17 protein-coding genes and 1 pseudogene are annotated in these 15,535 nt (G+C 70.8%); 15 read left to right on the forward strand and 3 right to left on the reverse strand.

Annotated features, from left to right (window positions below; all coding sequences use genetic code 11):
- The first annotated feature begins 10 nt into the window (after positions 1–10).
- From SSMG_RS14700 to SSMG_RS14710, 3 genes are all read left to right on the forward strand, one after another.
- Positions 11–949: a GNAT family N-acetyltransferase gene (locus SSMG_RS14700; protein ID WP_009077025.1), complete on the forward strand. Its 939-nt coding sequence runs from the start codon at positions 11–13 to the stop codon at positions 947–949.
- A gap of 101 nt (positions 950–1,050) precedes the next feature.
- The gene (locus tag SSMG_RS14705) at positions 1,051–2,295 is read left to right on the forward strand and encodes a sensor histidine kinase (RefSeq protein WP_009077027.1); all 1,245 of its coding nucleotides are present in this window, start codon (positions 1,051–1,053) and stop codon (positions 2,293–2,295) included.
- Entirely contained in the window at positions 2,283–2,933 is a 651-nt protein-coding gene (locus tag SSMG_RS14710) for a response regulator transcription factor (RefSeq protein ID WP_009077029.1), read from the forward strand. The genes SSMG_RS14705 and SSMG_RS14710 overlap by 13 nt, the downstream gene beginning before the upstream one ends.
- A 38-nt stretch (positions 2,934–2,971) precedes the next feature.
- On the opposite strand, the gene SSMG_RS14715 is transcribed toward SSMG_RS14710, so the two are convergent.
- Positions 2,972–3,403, reverse strand: coding sequence for a hypothetical protein (locus tag SSMG_RS14715; RefSeq protein ID WP_037713699.1), 432 nt, complete (start codon positions 3,401–3,403; stop codon positions 2,972–2,974).
- 158 nt (positions 3,404–3,561) lie between these two features.
- Between SSMG_RS14715 and SSMG_RS14720 the strand changes: the two genes are divergently transcribed.
- The 11 genes and pseudogenes from SSMG_RS14720 (at position 3,562) to SSMG_RS14765 (ending at position 13,434) form a co-directional block, all read left to right on the forward strand.
- Positions 3,562–3,846, forward strand: coding sequence for a hypothetical protein (locus SSMG_RS14720; protein WP_009077033.1), 285 nt, complete (start codon positions 3,562–3,564; stop codon positions 3,844–3,846).
- A gap of 105 nt (positions 3,847–3,951) precedes the next feature.
- On the forward strand, positions 3,952–4,482 hold the full coding sequence (locus SSMG_RS14725; protein WP_050788189.1) for a TetR/AcrR family transcriptional regulator: 531 nt from the start codon (positions 3,952–3,954) through the stop codon (positions 4,480–4,482).
- A 189-nt stretch (positions 4,483–4,671) separates the two neighbouring features.
- Entirely contained in the window at positions 4,672–6,111 is a 1,440-nt protein-coding gene (locus SSMG_RS14730) for an aldehyde dehydrogenase family protein (RefSeq protein ID WP_009077036.1), read from the forward strand.
- A gap of 24 nt (positions 6,112–6,135) precedes the next feature.
- Positions 6,136–7,413 carry an aspartate aminotransferase family protein gene (locus tag SSMG_RS14735; RefSeq protein ID WP_009077039.1) on the forward strand — a complete coding sequence of 426 codons (1,278 nt, stop codon included), beginning with the start codon at positions 6,136–6,138 and terminating at the stop codon, positions 7,411–7,413.
- A 10-nt stretch (positions 7,414–7,423) separates the two neighbouring features.
- Positions 7,424–8,464 carry an extracellular solute-binding protein gene (locus SSMG_RS14740; protein ID WP_009077041.1) on the forward strand — a complete coding sequence of 347 codons (1,041 nt, stop codon included), beginning with the start codon at positions 7,424–7,426 and terminating at the stop codon, positions 8,462–8,464.
- On the forward strand, positions 8,440–9,342 hold the full coding sequence (locus tag SSMG_RS14745) for an ABC transporter permease (RefSeq protein ID WP_199785910.1): 903 nt from the start codon (positions 8,440–8,442) through the stop codon (positions 9,340–9,342). Before SSMG_RS14740 ends, SSMG_RS14745 begins: the two co-directional genes overlap by 25 nt.
- Positions 9,335–10,156 (forward strand): ABC transporter permease, encoded by an 822-nt coding sequence (locus SSMG_RS14750; protein ID WP_009077045.1) that lies wholly within the window; start codon positions 9,335–9,337, stop codon positions 10,154–10,156. The genes SSMG_RS14745 and SSMG_RS14750 overlap by 8 nt, the downstream gene beginning before the upstream one ends.
- A gap of 98 nt (positions 10,157–10,254) precedes the next feature.
- Positions 10,255–10,506 (forward strand): annotated as a pseudogene (locus SSMG_RS46885) (ATP-binding cassette domain-containing protein); the annotation flags it as partial.
- A 100-nt stretch (positions 10,507–10,606) separates the two neighbouring features.
- Complete coding sequence (locus tag SSMG_RS46890) at positions 10,607–11,179, forward strand: ABC transporter ATP-binding protein (RefSeq protein WP_009077047.1); 573 nt, start codon at positions 10,607–10,609, stop codon at positions 11,177–11,179.
- A complete protein-coding gene (locus tag SSMG_RS14760; RefSeq protein ID WP_009077050.1) occupies positions 11,176–12,798 on the forward strand; it encodes an amidohydrolase in 1,623 nt (540 codons plus the stop codon). The genes SSMG_RS46890 and SSMG_RS14760 overlap by 4 nt, the downstream gene beginning before the upstream one ends.
- A gap of 6 nt (positions 12,799–12,804) precedes the next feature.
- Complete coding sequence (locus tag SSMG_RS14765; protein WP_009077052.1) at positions 12,805–13,434, forward strand: flavin reductase family protein; 630 nt, start codon at positions 12,805–12,807, stop codon at positions 13,432–13,434.
- Here the strand turns inward: SSMG_RS14765 and SSMG_RS14770 are convergent.
- The gene (locus tag SSMG_RS14770; protein WP_009077054.1) at positions 13,410–13,817 is read right to left on the reverse strand and encodes a hypothetical protein; all 408 of its coding nucleotides are present in this window, start codon (positions 13,815–13,817) and stop codon (positions 13,410–13,412) included. The genes SSMG_RS14765 and SSMG_RS14770 overlap by 25 nt on opposite strands.
- 87 nt (positions 13,818–13,904) lie before the next feature.
- On the opposite strand from SSMG_RS14770, the gene SSMG_RS14775 reads away from it, so the two are divergent.
- On the forward strand, positions 13,905–14,570 hold the full coding sequence (locus SSMG_RS14775; RefSeq protein WP_037713705.1) for a DNA alkylation repair protein: 666 nt from the start codon (positions 13,905–13,907) through the stop codon (positions 14,568–14,570).
- On the opposite strand, the gene SSMG_RS14780 is transcribed toward SSMG_RS14775, so the two are convergent.
- Complete coding sequence (locus SSMG_RS14780) at positions 14,554–15,330, reverse strand: methyltransferase domain-containing protein (protein WP_009077057.1); 777 nt, start codon at positions 15,328–15,330, stop codon at positions 14,554–14,556. The two genes, SSMG_RS14775 and SSMG_RS14780, sit on opposite strands and share 17 nt — an antisense overlap.
- Positions 15,331–15,535 lie beyond the last annotated feature (205 nt).

Consider the following 15,535-nt stretch of genomic DNA (forward strand, 5'->3'; position numbering starts at 1 on the left):
GAGTCCGGCCATGACCGATCTGCTGACCGCCGCGGACGTGCAGCTCATGCAGGATCTCGCGCAGCGGATCACCGCCGTGCGCCCGGAACTGGTCAACAGCGACGCGTCCTACGGCGAACTGGCCTGGAACTGGGGCAAAGCACACACTGCGCAAGGGGCGAGCTGGGTCCGCCGGCTGTGGTTCGCCGGGGACGGCCTCGTCGCGTGGGGCTGGGCGCAGCTGCCCCGGAGCGTGCGGCGCAGCGACGGCTCGGTCCAAGACATCACCGGCGCATATCTGGCATATCAGGTGCATCCCGACCATGCCGGACTGGTCGACGAGGTGATCGACTGGTTCGACGCGACCGCGGACGGTCTCGAACGCACCGTGCTGCCCGGCACGGCGGACAAATTCGGCCTGGAACGCTGGGCGGCGCACGGCTACCGGCCCGATCCGGACGGCCTCGGCGACACCGGATCCTGGACCCAGCTGAACGAACGCGCGCTCGACGTGCTCGAAAACCCGGTGCTGCCGGACGGATTCCGCTTCCGCACCGCAGCCGAAGCCGGACCGGAAGCGGCCGTCCAGGCGCATCTCGACGCCTGGGGCGTCATCGCGTACTCGCTGGAGAGCTACGAGGGCGTCCGCGCCACCCCGGCGTACCGCGGCGACCTGCACCTTCTGGTCGAAGCACCGGACGGGACGATGGCGGCGTCCACGATCATGTGGCTCGACGAGGTGAACCGGACCGTCGAGTTCGAGCCGGTCGGGACCCACCCGGAGTACCGGCGGCTCGGGCTGGGCCGGGCGATGCTGCTGCACGGGATGGACCGCGCGCGGGCGGCGGGGGCCACCCATGCGACGGTCGCTTGTCTTGGTGCGCCTGGGCATCCGGCGGCGCGGGGGTTGTACTACAGCGTCGGGTTCCGGGAGATTTCCCGGGATATGCCGCTGCTCAAGCCTGCCTGAACAGCGGCGCCTCGAAGCGCGCCAACCGGGTACTAGGTTCACCATCGGGCCGGGCACAGGCTTCATGGCACCGTCCTCCCACGGTGGCTTAGCGTCATGCCATGACGATTCCAGCCGCGCTGAAACGCGCGGTCCTCCGAGCGCGGCGGGACACCGGCTTCCTCGCCGCTGGGGTGCTGCCGCACCTGGCGCTGGTGCCTGTCTGGGCGTGGGCAGCGGCGACGGCCGCCAGGACGGGAAACTGGCTCCTCGCGGTTTCCGTGTCGGCGGTACTGGTCCTGCTCGGCACCCCGGTGCTGACGGCCGTTCAGCGGGCTCGCTATCGGGTGCTCCTCGGGGTCGACTTCCCCCGGCTCGCCCCCGCCACGCCGGAACGATGGACGTGGGCCTCGATCGCCCAGTGGCTCGCGGCGACCCGGCCTTGGCGCAAGATCGGCTACCACCTCGTGCTGGGCCCGCTGCTCGCGCTGCTGGAACTGCTGGTGCTCGCGGCGGCTGCGGCGGGCTTGGCGGGCGTCACCGCGTACGCCTGGGCATGGGCGCTGCCGACCGGAATCCGCCAGGCCTGGTTCGGCTACGCGACCCAGCTACCCGCGTACACCGCGGCCGGATTCCTCCTCCTGTGCGCTCTGCCCTGGACCGCGCGGGCAGCCGCCCGAGCCGAGGCGCGGCTGGCGTCGGGCCTGCTCGGGCCCAGCCGGGCGCAGCGGCTCCAGGAGCGGGTCGACGAGCTGGCCGTGAGCCGGACCGGATTGATCGAGGCCGTCGATGCGGAGCGCCGCCGGATCGAGCGCGACCTGCACGACGGCACCCAGCAGCGCCTGGTGTCCCTCGCGGTCAACCTGGGCCTGGCGCTCGCCACCCGCCCGGACCTGCCGGACGAGGCCCGCGAGGTCATCGAGAAAGCGCATTCGGAAGCGAAGGAAGCGATCGCCGAACTCGACGACCTGGTGCGGGGGCTGCATCCGGCCGTGCTCGAAGACCGAGGTCTCGACGCGGCGTTGTCCGGGCTGGCCGCCCGCACGCCCTTGCCGGTGCGGCTGCGGGTCGATCTGGCGGAAAGGCTGGCGCCCAACGTGGAGTCCGTCGCGTACTTCGTGATCTCCGAGGCGCTGACCAATGCGACGAAGCACGCCAACGCGACGCGTGCGGAGGTGCTGGTCCGTCAGGTCGGCGAGGTGCTGCGCGTGCGCGTCGCCGACGACGGGCTGGGCGGTGCCGACGCCGCTGGCACGGGGTTGACCGGGCTGGCCAAGCGGGTCGGCTCGCTCGACGGGGCGTTCCGGGTCAGCAGCCCCGTCGGCGGCCCCACCACTGTCGCCGCGGAGCTGCCGTGCGCGCGGTGATCGCCGAGGATTCGGTGCTGTTGCGGGTCGGACTGGCCAAGGTCCTGGAGACCGGCGGGTTCCAGGTCGTCGCGGAAGCCGGCGACGCCGAGGGGCTGCTGGCGGCAGTGGCCGAGCACCGGCCCGACCTCGCCCTGATCGACGTCCGGATGCCGCCCGGCTTCGCCGACGAGGGGGTGCGGGCGGCGATGGAGATCCGCCGGCGCTGGCCGGGGACGCCGGTGGTGCTGCTTTCGCAGTACGTGGAGGAGCGGTACGCGGCCGACTTGCTGTCCGCGAACACCAGCGGCGTGGGCTACCTGCTCAAACAGCGGGTCGCCGACGTCGCCGACTTCGTGGCGGCGGTCCGGCGGGTGGCGGACGGGGGAACGGCCCTGGACCCGCAGGTCGTCGCCCAGCTGCTGCTGCGCCGCGACAGCGACCCTCTCGCGCGGCTGACTCCCCGCGAACGGGACGTGCTGGGCCTGATGGCCGAAGGGCGCTCGAATGCGGGCATCGCGCAGGCGCTGGTGGTCAGCGAGAGCGCCGTGGCGAAGCACATCAACAACATCTTCGCCAAGCTCGACCTGCCCGTGGCCGACGCGGACCACCGCCGAGTCCTGGCTGTGCTGCGGTTCCTCGGAGCGTCCCGGGCCTGACCTTCCCGTGGGGCGCGCTGGCCCCTGAGCTTCGCCGCTCATGCGCCCGGCCGGGGAAAGGCTCGGGTCGCGAGCACCGCGCAGGCCGCCGCCAGCGGCAGTTCGGCGAGGACCGCCATCAGGACCGCCATCGTGAAGTCCGCGCCCGGGGCGGCTGTCATGGTGTCGAACCACGCGTCGACCACCAGCAGGGCCGCGGTCGCGGCGGAGGTCAGGCAGGCCCGGCGGTCGCCGCGTTTGAGGAGCAGTCCGGTGGAGAGCAGACCGAGCGCCTCGAGGCTGTCCAGGCCGGTCCAGGTCCAGGCCCAATGCGCGGCCTGGGCGGTGGCGGGCAGTTCGGTGTGCAGGAAGACCAGCCAGGGAACCATCGCCAGCCCGAGCACGGTCAGTACCGTGGCCGTCCGGCGCAGCAGCAGCGGTAACGGCGAAGCGGTTGCCTCCGGAAGGATCCGCGGGACAGCGCTCGCCATGACACCCGACTCCCTCCGGTGCCCGCCTCTCGGGCACGGCATCAGCATGTCTTTCGCGGGGTGCCCGGGGCAGTAGCGCTCCTATCCGACTTGACGGTGAAGGTGGGTACACCCTTCGCAGCCGCCCGAAAACTGCGCCGGAGGATTACGCTGGCCGCATGTGCGCGACCGGGCCGGAAATCCGCGGGACACGGGTGGAACTGCTGACCGCGCCGGACTGCCCGAACGCCGAGGCGGCCCGGTCGCTCGTCGCCGATTGCCTGGCCGAGAGCGGCCTCGACGCGGCGGTCGTCGAACGCATCGGCCGCTACCGCTCGCCGACGATCCTGGTCGACGGGACCGACGTGATGGGCACGGCCGAATCGGTCGCGGGGGAGGCCTGCCGGCTCGATGTGCCGACCCGGGAGCGCGTGCTCGCCGCGTTGGCGGCCGTGAAAGCCTGACCGGAATCCGTTGCAGTGCGCGAGTTCTCTTCGGGATACTCGCCGCTCTGGTCTGCATTACAAATGTAATGTAGCGTGAACGCCACCCCAGCCGAGGAGGTGCGGATGAGCGCGGACGACCCGACCGGGACGAAGCTCGCCCTGCGCCGGGCGGCGGTCGGCGTGGTCGCCTCCGAAGGGTTGCGTGGCCTCACCTACCGGGCGGTCGCGCGGGCGGCGGGCTGCACCACCGGCGCGGTCCAGCACCATTTCTCCTCGATCGACGACCTCCTCCAGTCCTCTTTGGACCTGGTGCTGGAGGAAAGCGCGGAGAACGGCCTGATCGGCGCCCGCACCGGCGTCTGCGCGGACGGTCCCGAGGTGCGCCGGCGGTTCCGGGACAGCGCGGACCTGCAAGTGTTCCAGTACCAGCTGGTCGTGGAAGCGGCGCGGCGGCCCGAACTGCGGCCGGTCGTGCGGCGGCTCTACGACGGCTATCTCGCCGCGGTCGGCAAGGAACTGTCGGCGGACGGCGGGCTGGCCCAGCTCGTCTTCTACGCCCTCGACGGAATGTTCCTGCACCAGGCGGCGGATCCGGACGTCGATCCGGGCCCGGCGCTCGAAGCCCTGCGCGGCCTGCTCGCGGCCGCGCGGTAACGCGAATCCGAAACCCGCCCCGGCCGCGCACGACGCGGCCGGGGTCGAGGTGTTGCCGAATACCGTTGTGCCGCAAGATCTTCCCACTGTCCTTTTCGGAATTTCCCGCCCGCCCCGGGTGTTGACTTAATCAACACCCGGGGGCACACTCGGCGCATCCCGAAACCCGCCGACCCGAAAGGCGCACCGATGCCCGACACCGCCGCCGCGACGTTGCTGATCGACGGCCGCTGGCGTTCCGCCCCGGCGACGTTCGACGTCGTCGACCCCGCGAGCCTCGCCGTACTCGGCCAGGCCGCCGACGCGGGGCCCGAACAGGCGCGGGAGGCACTGGCCGCGGCCGCGCGCGCTGCCCGCGGCTGGGCGGGCACCGACCCGGAGACCCGCAGCGGCCACCTGCGCGCCGCGGCCGCGGGAATCCGTGCCCGGCAAGGAGAACTGGCCGCGTTGCTGAGCCGCGAGAACGGGAAACCGCTCGCCGAGGCGAACGGCGAACTGGCCGGAGCCGCCCGGATGCTGGAGTGGGCCGCCGAGGAGGGCCGCCGCGCGTACGGACGGGTCACCCCGGCGAACGCGGCCGGCCCGGGGCTCGTGCTGCGCGCGCCGGTCGGCCCGGTGCTCGCGATCACGCCGTGGAACTTCCCGGCCAGCATGCTGATCCGCAAGGTCGGGCTCGCGCTCGCGGCGGGCTGCCCGGTGCTCGCGAAGCCGGCCGAGCAGACCCCGCTGATCGCCACCGCGCTGCTGGAAATCGTGCAGGGCGCCGGATTGCCGGACGGGGTGCTGCAGTCGCTGACCACCGCCCGGCCCGCCGAACTCGTCGGCGCGCTGCTGGCCGACCGGCGGCTGCGCAAGGTCAGTTTCACCGGCTCCACCGAGGTCGGACTGGGCCTGCTGCGCCGGACCGGCGACGTTCTCCGCCGCACGTCGCTCGAAATGGGCGGGCATTCCCCGGCGATCGTGTTCGAGGACGCCGATCTCGAAGCGGCCGCGGCGGGTGTCGTCGCCGGGAAGTTCTTCAACGCCGGGCAGAGCTGCACGGCAGTGAACCGGCTGTACGTCCACGAAAGCGTCCGAGACGACCTGCTTTCGTTGATCGAGAAGAAAACCGCCGCGCTGAAGGTCGGCCGGGGCGACGCCGAGGGCACCGACGTCGGGCCGCTGATCGACGAAGCCGGGCTCGCGAAGGTGGAGAACCAGGTCGCGGACGCGGTCGGCAAGGGTGCGCGCGTGCTCGTCGGCGGCAACCGGTGGACGGATTCCGCGCTGCCGGGCCATTTCTTCGAGCCCACCGTGCTGGTCGACGTCACCCCGGACATGCTCATCAGCCACCAGGAAACGTTCGGCCCGGTGCTGGCGGTGTCGCCCTTCCGCACCGACGACGAAGCGATCGAACTGGCCAACTCCACCGATTACGGCCTCGCCGCGTACGTGTTCGGCACCGATCTGCGCCGTATCTGGCGCACGCTCGACCGGCTCGATTTCGGCGTGCTCGGCGTCAACGACCCGGCGCCGGTGCGTCCGGAACTTCCGTTCGGCGGCCAGAAAAACTCCGGCCAGGAACGCGAAGGCGGGGCCGAAGGCATCGAGGCCTACACCGAGACCAAAGCCGTCGCTCTGCGGTTCTGAACCGCGTCCGGAAAGGAATCCGCATTGACCACCGCTGAACTCGCCGCCGCCGACCAGCGCAGCCTCGTCCATCCGCACACCGTCATCGGCGATCCGGCCGCACCGCTCGTCCTCGACCGCGGCGAAGGCGCGCTGCTGTGGGACACCGACGGCAACCAGTACCTCGACGGCACCTGCGGCCTCTGGCAGTGCCCGGTCGGCCACGGCCGCGCCGAACTCGCCGACGTCGCCGCCGAGCAGATCCGCAAGCTGGAGTTCTACTCGTCGTTCGGCGACTACTCCAACGCCCCGTCGATCCGGCTCGCCGAACGCCTGCTGTCGCTCGCCCCGGCCGGGCTGGAACGGGTTTTCCTCACCAACGGAGGGTCGGAAGGCAACGAAACCGCGATCAAACTCGCCCGGCTCGCGTTCCATCACGCGGGCCAGCCGGATCGCACGGTGGTGCTGGCGCGGCACGGCGGCTACCACGGCATGGGCGGCGCGTCGCTGGCCGCGACCGGGATCGAGGGCTTGCGCGCCGGATACGGCCCGCTGCTGCCGGACGTCGAATGGCTCGGCAAACCGCACGGCCTCGAACACGGTCCACATGCGACAGACCTTCTGGTGGAAGAGCTGGAGAAGCGCATCGAGGAAATCGGTCCGCAGCGGATCGCCGCGTTCATCGGAGAGCCGGTGCTCGGCGTCGGCGGGATGGTGCCGCCGCCGGAGGGCTACTGGCCGCGCGTCCAGGAAGTGCTGCGCCGACACGGGATTCTGCTCATCATGGACGAGATCGTGACCGCGTTCGGCCGCACCGGGCACTGGTTCGGCAGCGAGCATTTCGGCGTCGAACCGGACATGATCGTCACCGCGAAGGGGCTCACCAGCGGGTACATCCCGATGGGCGCGGTCCTGATCGGACGGAGGGTGCTCGAACTCGCCGACGGGGCGACGTTCCTGCACGGCTTCACCTACAACGGCCACCCGGTCGGCGCGGCGGTCGCGCTGGCGAACCTCGACCTCATCGAAAAGGAGAACCTGCTCGAACGCGCCACCGTCCTCGGCGCCCGGCTGCGCGCGCGGCTCGACCCGCTCGCCGAGCTGCCGCACGTGCGCGAGGTCCGCGGCGTCGGCCTGATGCTCGGCATCGAGTTCGCCGACCGGCCCACCGCCCCGGTGCAGGCGGGCTGCCGCGCGGACGGGGTGGTGGTCCGCGCGTCCGGGACCAGCATCGTGCTGTCGCCGCCGCTGGTGATCACCGAGGACCAGATCGACACGCTGGCGGACGTGCTGGGCAAGCACGTCGCGGCCGCGGCGAGCTGACGGAGGAGCCATGAGACGCCGGATGCCGACGCTGTTGTCCGCCGCGCTTCTGCTCGCCACCGCCGGCTGCGCGATTTCCGAGGGCGGCCCGAACTCGCTCGTGTTCGTTTCCTACGGCCAGGGCGCGTACCAGGCGGGCCAGCGCGCCGCGTGGCTCGACCCGTACGAGAAGCAGACCGGGACCACGGTCACCCTCGACGGCCCGTCGAACAACGCCAAGCTCAAGGCGATGGTCGAGGCCGGGAAGGTGACGTGGGACGTCGTCGACACCGACGCGTCCGCTGCCGCCGCGGTGTGCGGCAGCCTGCTCGAACCCGTCGACATGGGTGCGCAGGCCGCCGGGTTCCCGGAGGGCTCGCTCACCGATTGCGGGGTGCCGGACGCGTTCTTCGGCATGATGCTGATGTACGACTCGAAGGTCTACGGCCAGCATCCGCCGACGAAACTCGCGGATTTCTTCGATCCCAAGCAGTTCCCGGGCCGCCGCATCATCTACGGCGGCGACCCGAGCGTCGGCACGATCGAGGCGGCGCTGCTGGCCGACGGCGTGCCGCGAGACCGGCTGTACCCGCTCGACATGCGCCGCGCGCTGCGGATGTACGACCGGATCCGGCCGCAACTGGCGATCAGCAGCACGTACGGCGACCAGCAGCAGCGCATGGCCGGCGGGCAGGCGGATCTGGCGCTGATCGTCAGCGCGCGGGCGTTCTCGCTGCTCAAGGCGGGGGCGACGAACTGGAAAGTGGTGCCTGGCATCCCAGTGCCGGTGACCTGGGATGTCTTGGTGGTGCCGAAGGGGACGGCACGCGCCGAGGAGGCGAAGAAGCTCATCCGCTTCGCCTCGCAACCGGCGCAGGCGGCGGACTTCGCCGCGCGGGCGGGCGTGGGACCGGCCAACACGGCCGCCCCCGCCGCCCGCTCGGAGATCGCCCGCCAGCTCGACATCTGGGGCGAGGGCAAGGAGGACTTGCGAGTGCTCAGCAACGTGCGTTATTGGGCGGCGAACCGGCCCGCGCTGGTGAAGGCGTGGTCGGATTGGACGACCGGATGACCGCCGCGGCCACCCGCGCCCCGGCCGTGCCGCGGGCCGGGCGCGAAAAACGGCGGACTTCGTGGCTGCTGCTCCCCGCCGCGGCGGTGGTGCTGGTGTTCTTCTTCTACCCGCTCGCGGTGATCCTCTGGCGGAGCTTCGCCGAACCGTCGTTCGGGATCGGCAACTACCTGGCGGTGCTCGGCGACGAGGTGCAGCTTCGCGTGCTGCTGCGGACTTTGCGGACCGCGCTGATCATCACCGCGGCCACGCTCGTCATCGGTTATCCGTACGCGTACGCGATGACGCTCGTCGGCCGTCGCGCCCGGTCTCTCCTGACGCTGCTGGTGCTGATGCCGTTCTGGACCAGCCTGATGGCGCGCAACTTCGCCTGGTACGTGCTCGAACAGCGCGGCGGCGTCCTCGACAAGGCGCTGTCGGCGATCGGCTTCGACGGCGTCGTGCTCCTGGGTTCGGTGGCCGGCGTGACGGTCGCGATGGTGCAGGTGATGCTGCCGTTCATGGTGCTGCCGCTGCAAAGCTCGATGCTCGGCATCGACCGCACCCTGCTGCACGCGGCGAGCAGCCTCGGCGCGCGGCGTCCGATCGCGTTCCTGCGGGTCTACCTGCCGCTGTCGATGCCGGGCGTGCTGGCCGGCGTGTCGGTGGTGTTCATCATGTCGCTGGGCTTCTACATCACCCCGGCGCTGCTCGGCACGCCGCAGCAGGCGCTGGTCGCGCAGGTGATCGGGACCCAGGTCAACGACCTGCTGGACTTCGCGGGCGCCGGTGCGCTCGGGACGATCCTGCTGGTCGTCACTCTCGTGGTGCTCGCCGTGCTCGGCCGCGTGGCCGCGCCGCTGGGCACGAGTGCGGCGGGAGGTGCCGGCCGTGGCTGACAATCCGTCGATCAGCAGGGCCGCCGCGGTGCGGCAGCGGAGCCTCGGCTGGGGCCTGCGCGCATGGGTCGTCCTCGTCGCGTTCGTGCTCGTCGCCCCGACGCTCGTGGTGATCCCGATGAGCTTCGGCGCGGGCTCGACGTTCGAGTTCCCGCCGAAGGACTGGTCGTGGCACTGGTACGCGGAGTTCTTCACCAGCAAGCAATGGCTGGCCGCGCTGGCGAATTCGGTCCAGGTCGGCCTGCTCGCGGCGGCGCTGGCGACCGTGCTCGGCGTGGCGGCCGCTTTCGCGCTCGACCGGATGCGCGGCCGCGGCCGGGGCGTCGTCCGGCAGCTGCTGATGGCTCCGATGATCCTGCCCGGCATCGTGGTGGCGGTCGCGATCTACGGCGTTTTCCTGCGCTGGCAGCTGAACGGCACGATGCTCGGTTTCGTGCTGGCGCACGCGGTGCTGGGGCTGCCGTTCGTGCTCACGTCCGTTCGGACGAGCCTGGCCGGGTACGACCCGATCATGGAGAAGGCCGCGGCCAGCCTCGGCGCGCCCCGGTTCACGACCATGCGGAAGGTCGTGCTCCCGATCATCGCGCCCGGCGTGCTCTCCGGATTCGTGTTCGCCTTCGCCACGTCGTTCGACGAGGTCGTGGTCGCGTTGTTCCTGCAGACGCCCGCGATCAAAACGCTTCCGGTGAAAATGTACGAATCGATCGTGCTGGAAATCGACCCGACGATCGCCGCCGCGTCGAGCCTGATCGTCGTGTTCACCACCGTTCTGCTGTTCGTCCCCGCCGTTCTGCGCCGAAAAGAGCAATCATGACTGACGGAATCGCGACCGCACACGTGACGAAGGCCTACCCCGGCGTCGACCGGCCCGCCGTGGACGACGTTTCGCTGCACATCGCCGACGGCGAGTTCATGACCTTCCTCGGCCCTTCCGGTTCGGGCAAGACGACCATGCTGTCGATGATCGCCGGGTTCACCCCGCTTACGTCCGGATCGATCACTGTGGACGGTCAGGAGATCTCGCGGCTCAAACCGCACCGGCGGAACCTCGGCGTGGTTTTCCAGCAGTACGCGCTGTTTCCGCATCTGTCGGTGGCGCGCAACGTCGCGTTTGGACTGACCCAGCGCAAGGTGCCGAAGGCGGAGGTCGCGCGGCGGGTGGACGAGGTGCTGGAGCTGGTCGGGCTGTCGGCGGTGCGGGACCGGTTGCCGCGCCAGCTTTCCTTTTTGTCAGCAGCAGCGCGTCGCACTCGCGCGGGCGGTCGTGTACGAACCGCGTGCGCTCCTGATGGACGAGCCGCTCGGCGCGTTGGACAAGAAACTGCGGGACCAATTGCAGCGCGAGATCGCGCGGATGCACCGGGAACTGGGCATGACGTTCCTTTTCGTGACGCACGACCAGCAGGAGGCGCTGACGTTGTCGGACCGGATCGCGGTGTTCAACGACGGCCGGATCGAACAGATCGGCACGCCGGAGGAATTGTACGAGCGGCCGGAAACGTTGTTCGTCGCGCAGTTCGTCGGCGAGTCCAATGCGTTGTCGCTGACGCCGGGGGAGGTGACGATCGTGCGGCCGGAGCGGTTGACCTTGCACGCCCCCGCGGCGCCAGTCCCGAGCGGACACCAGAGGGCGAGCGCGCGGGTGACCGACATCGTGTACGTCGGCGATCACACGCGGATCTGGTTGCGGTATTCCGACGGGGCGCGCGGGTGCGCGGTGCTGGCGGCCGGGGTCGCGCACGACCATCGGCCGGGGGACGAGGTGGTCGTGGCCTGGCATCCGGAGCATCAGGCCGTGGTGCCGAGCGGCGACGTCCCGGAATTGGCGGCGGTATGACCGAGCAGGTACTGCTGCGCGGCGGAGTGGTCCGGACCTTCGACCCGGAGGTCGGGACCGCTTCCGCGGTGCTGGTTTCGGACGGCCGGATCGCCGCGGTCGGCGACGACAAGACGGTGTCCGCCGCGGCCGCACCGGACGCGCGGGTCATCGAACTGGCGGGCCGGACTGTCCTTCCTGGACTGAACGACGCGCATCTGCACCTGGCCTTCCACGCGGCCGCCGGTCCGGAGTTCGCCGTGGACCTTTCCGCTGCCTCTTCGTTGGCTTCGGTGGCTCGCGCGTTGGCCGACGCGCCGCCGGGGGAGTGGCTCGTCGGCCGCGGCTGGCGGGAAACGACGATCGCCGAGTTCGCCGACGGACGAGCGGCGCCGACGCGCGCCTGGCTCGACGAGGTGACCGGCGGGCGGCCGGCGGTGCTGCATCACGCGTCGTCCCACGAGGTGTGGGCGAACAGCGCGGCGCTCGAGCGGGCCGGGATCACCGCGGCGACACCGGATCCGGAAGCCGGGGAGATCGTGCGGGACGCCGCGGGCGAGCCGACCGGGGTGCTCGTGGAGAGTGCGCAGGAACTGGTCGCTTCGCTGGTGCCGAAGCCGAGCCGGTCCGTCCGGCTGGATTCGATCGTGCGCACCATGGAACGGCTGAACGCGCTCGGGATGACGAGCGTGACCGACCCGATCGTCCCGCCGGACCTGTGGCAGGACTACCGGGACCTGCACGCCGCCGGCCGCCTGCGGATGCGGATCACCGCGCTGCTGCACTGGAACTGGCCGTCGCCGGCGACGTCCGCCGCCTCGCTCGCGCGCCTGCTGGACGAGACGGATTTCTCGGTCGGCGACGACCTGCTGCGGATCGGCGGGATCAAACTGTTCGCCGACGGGGTGCCGACGCACTGCACCGCGTGGATGCACTCGCCGTACCCGTCCGGCGGGCACGGCAGCCTGGTGACCTTCGGCCCCGACGACGACGCGCGGGTCCGTGAGCTGCACGCACTGGTCCTGGCCGCCCACGTCCGGCGGGTCCGGGTGCAGGTCCACGTGACCGGAGACCGGGCCGCGGACGCGGTGGTCGACGCCATCGAGGCGGCCCAGGCGGCCGACCCGTGGCCAGACGCCCGGCACGCGTTGATCCACGGCACCTTCTTGTCCGCCGCGGTGCTCTCCCGGCTGGCGCGGTCCGGCATCGGGGTCATCACCAGCTCGCTGATGCGCACCTACAGCGGCCCGTCGATGGTCCGCGTGCTGGGCGAGGCGCGGTGGGCTGACGCGTTCCCCGCGCGGGCGCTGCTGGACCACGGCGTGGCGGTCGCCGACAGCTCGGACGCCCCGGTGACCGTGCCGGACTGGCGCCGCGGCGTCGCGACCTTCACCGGCTCGCCCGGCCCGAACGCCTACTCCGCCGTCGCCAGCCCGCTGACCAGGGAAGAAGCGCTGCGGCTGTGGACCATCGGCCCGGCGTGGCTGGAACACGCGGAGTCGGTCAAGGGCACACTGAGTGTCGGTTCCCTCGCCGATCTGGCGGTCTTCGCCCACGATCCGGTCACCGCTGCGGCGGCCGAGTTACTGAGCGTACGGTCGGAATTGACCATGCTCGGGGGACGGACAGTGACAGAGTGAGGTTCCGTGTACAGCAGCAACACCGACGCCGATCGCGGTGCTTTCGTGTGGATGGTGAAGAACGCCGTCGTCCCGCGCCCGATCGCGTGGGTGAGCACGGTGGACGGCGCGGGCGTGCGGAACCTCGCGCCGTTCAGCTACTTCGCGCCGCTGACGATGGACCCGCCGACGGTGGTCTTCTCGATTTCCGAAGCGCCGAAGGACACACTGACCAATATCTCGGCTCAGGGAGAGTTCGCGATCACGATAGCGCTGAGCGGGCAAGAGGAACTGGTCGCGCGCACTGCGTCCACTGTGGACTCTTCGGTGGACGAGGCGGAGCACGTGGGGCTGTCGTGGGAATCCGGGGTGAGGATCGCCGCACCCCATCCCGCCGGGACGGGGCCGAGCCTGGAATGCACGCTGGTGAAAATCGAGGAGTTCCGGGGCGCGCACCTGGTGTTCGGCGAGGTCGTCGGGGTAGCGGTGGACGACCGCCTGCTGCGCCCGGACGGCAGGCTGGACCAGGACGCGTACCAGCCGGTGGGCCGCATGGGCGGCGCGACGTTCACCCGGGTGAACAACTGGGTGCGGGTGCCGATTCCTGCTCCGGAGGAGTTTCTGGCCGGGAGTCAGCACTCCGACTTGGGCAGCTGACCCTGCTGGCAGAGGTAATCGTGCTGGATTTCACCGGAGGTCTTCGGACGGCCGGGCCCGCCGGGGTCGAGGTAGCCCTGGTATTCCTTGCAGCGAGGGTTGAACTTGCCCGCGGTGACCGCCCGCTGGCCGCAACCGGGGCCGGTCGAGAGGTCGCGCTGGTTGGCTTTCGGCGTGCTGGTCTTGGGTGCGCTGGTCGCCTTGGCCGAGGTTGAGGCAGCCGGCGGTGCCGTAGTCGGGGCCGTGGTCTGGGCGGGTTCCGGGCTGAGCTGGCTCGTCGGCGGCGCTGCCGCGACAGCATGCTGGGCGGGCGGGTTCTCGGTGCACGCGGCCAGCGTCAAGGTCACTGCGATGGCGGCGACGGCGAAGCGGACCCGGGTCATGTCAGAGAGACGTCCCTGAGTCCGTCCGCGTTACCGCGCCCTTTCGCGTAACCTCGGCGCTGTCCGCACCTGAGCAGGGAGGTTCTCGTGGCCGACGCAACCCTCGACGGGGTCCTCGACCGGCTCGCGGAGATGGACGATCCCAGGATCCGGGCCGTCAACGAGAACCACGGTGACGACCACAGCGTCAACCTCGGCAAGCTTCGCGCCCTCGCCAAAGAACTCAAAGCCCAGCCCGATCTCGCCCGCGAACTTTGGCAGACCGGGGACACCAATGCCCGCCTGCTCGCGATCCTCGTTGCCAGGCCGAAGCAGTTCGAGCGCGACGACCTCGACCGGATGCTGCGCGAGGCGGGCAAGCCCAAAGTCCACGACTGGCTCCTCGCGAACATCGTCAAGAAGAGCCGCCACGCCGAGGATCTTCGCGTCGTCTGGCTCGAGGACCCCGACCCGGTGGTCGCGAGCGCGGGATGGGCGCTGACCGCGGACCGCGTCGCGAAGAAGCCCGCGGGGCTCGACCTTTCCGGGTTGCTCGACGTCATCGAAGCCGAGATGAAGGACGCCCCGGAGAGGTTGCAGTGGGCGATGAACCAGTGTCTCGCCCAGATCGGCATCGAAAACCCCGGCCTGTGCGCCCGCGCGATCGGCATCGGCGAGCGGCTCGGCGTGCTCAAGGACTATCCGACGCCGCCGAACTGCACGTCGCCGTACGCGCCGGTGTGGATCTCGGAGATGGTCAAGCGGAAGGCTTGACGAAGACCCCGATGAAAACCATGCTCGCCGCCAAAAACGGGCCTGCGGCCAGTGCCGCCAGCCATTCGTCGGCGGCAGTCCGGTCCAGTTGGCCCGCGCGCACCGCGCGTTCGGTGTTGCGGCTCAGCCCGAGAATCTTGTCCGCCGTCCCGAAATCGCGGAACACTGGCGTGGCAACGGAAACGTCGCGCACCTCCAGTCCGGCAGCCAACGCCAGCCTCGCCAGGGAACGGCCGACGGTCGCGTTCCGCACCATCGTCGAGCACACGAACCGGTTGAACGCACGGTTCGTCGAGCGCTCTCCGGGGTCGACCACCAGGCTGTCCCAATCCGGTTCGGCGATCGCCGCCAGCCCGTCCGGCCGCAGGACGCGGTGCAGTTCAGCGAAAACCGCGGCGGGGTCGGCGACGTGCTGGACCATCCGGTCCGCCCGTACCCGGTCGACGCTCGCGTCGGCCAGCGGCAGCGCTTGCGCGTCGCCCAGCCGGACCGACACCTGCGGCAGGGACGAGACCCGCTGTTCCGCTTCCGCGACCATCGCCGGTTCCGTGTCCACTCCGAGGACCGAACCCGTGGCGCCCACCGCGTCGGCCATGGCGGGCAGGTCGGTGCCGGGACCGCAGCCGACGTCCAGCACGGTCAGGCCGGGGCGCAGGTCGAGCGCGGCCACTACCTGCCGTTTGTAGTCGCGTCCGGCTTCGGCGACCTGGGCGTAGTAGTCGATTTTGTCCGGACGGGGAACCCCGAAAGTCTCGGCCATGGCTTCGAGTCAACCAAAAAGTTCCGTCTTCGCCGAGGGTCGAGGGGCGGAATCAGCGACGGTGGCGCGCTCGCCGGGAAATCGGCTGCGATTCCGCCGGTCCGGCGGGCGACGCGGGAGAGCCGGGCTGGCGGAACAGGCCGCCGTAGCGGTCCTCCTGCGGCCGGACGAGCGCGCCGGGGCGCGGGCTTTCGGCGACGGGATG

This window comes from Streptomyces sp. AA4, from assembly GCF_000158875.1.
In the GTDB taxonomy this organism is placed as follows: domain Bacteria; phylum Actinomycetota; class Actinomycetes; order Mycobacteriales; family Pseudonocardiaceae; genus Amycolatopsis.

What these genes read in the sequence shown, in the direction of transcription:
- SSMG_RS14780 (WP_009077057.1), bottom strand. Translation starts at nt 15,330, where the DNA reads ATGGCCGAGACTTTCGGGGTTCCCCGTCCGGACAAAATCGACTACTAC.
- SSMG_RS14705 (WP_009077027.1), top strand. Translation starts at nt 1,051, where the DNA reads ATGACGATTCCAGCCGCGCTGAAACGCGCGGTCCTCCGAGCGCGGCGG.
- SSMG_RS14715 (WP_037713699.1), bottom strand. Translation starts at nt 3,403, where the DNA reads ATGGCGAGCGCTGTCCCGCGGATCCTTCCGGAGGCAACCGCTTCGCCG.
- SSMG_RS14720 (WP_009077033.1), top strand. Translation starts at nt 3,562, where the DNA reads ATGTGCGCGACCGGGCCGGAAATCCGCGGGACACGGGTGGAACTGCTG.
- SSMG_RS14700 (WP_009077025.1), top strand. Translation starts at nt 11, where the DNA reads ATGACCGATCTGCTGACCGCCGCGGACGTGCAGCTCATGCAGGATCTC.
- SSMG_RS14740 (WP_009077041.1), top strand. Translation starts at nt 7,424, where the DNA reads ATGAGACGCCGGATGCCGACGCTGTTGTCCGCCGCGCTTCTGCTCGCC.
- SSMG_RS14725 (WP_050788189.1), top strand. Translation starts at nt 3,952, where the DNA reads ATGAGCGCGGACGACCCGACCGGGACGAAGCTCGCCCTGCGCCGGGCG.
- SSMG_RS14770 (WP_009077054.1), bottom strand. Translation starts at nt 13,817, where the DNA reads ATGACCCGGGTCCGCTTCGCCGTCGCCGCCATCGCAGTGACCTTGACG.
- SSMG_RS14760 (WP_009077050.1), top strand. Translation starts at nt 11,176, where the DNA reads ATGACCGAGCAGGTACTGCTGCGCGGCGGAGTGGTCCGGACCTTCGAC.
- SSMG_RS14730 (WP_009077036.1), top strand. Translation starts at nt 4,672, where the DNA reads ATGCCCGACACCGCCGCCGCGACGTTGCTGATCGACGGCCGCTGGCGT.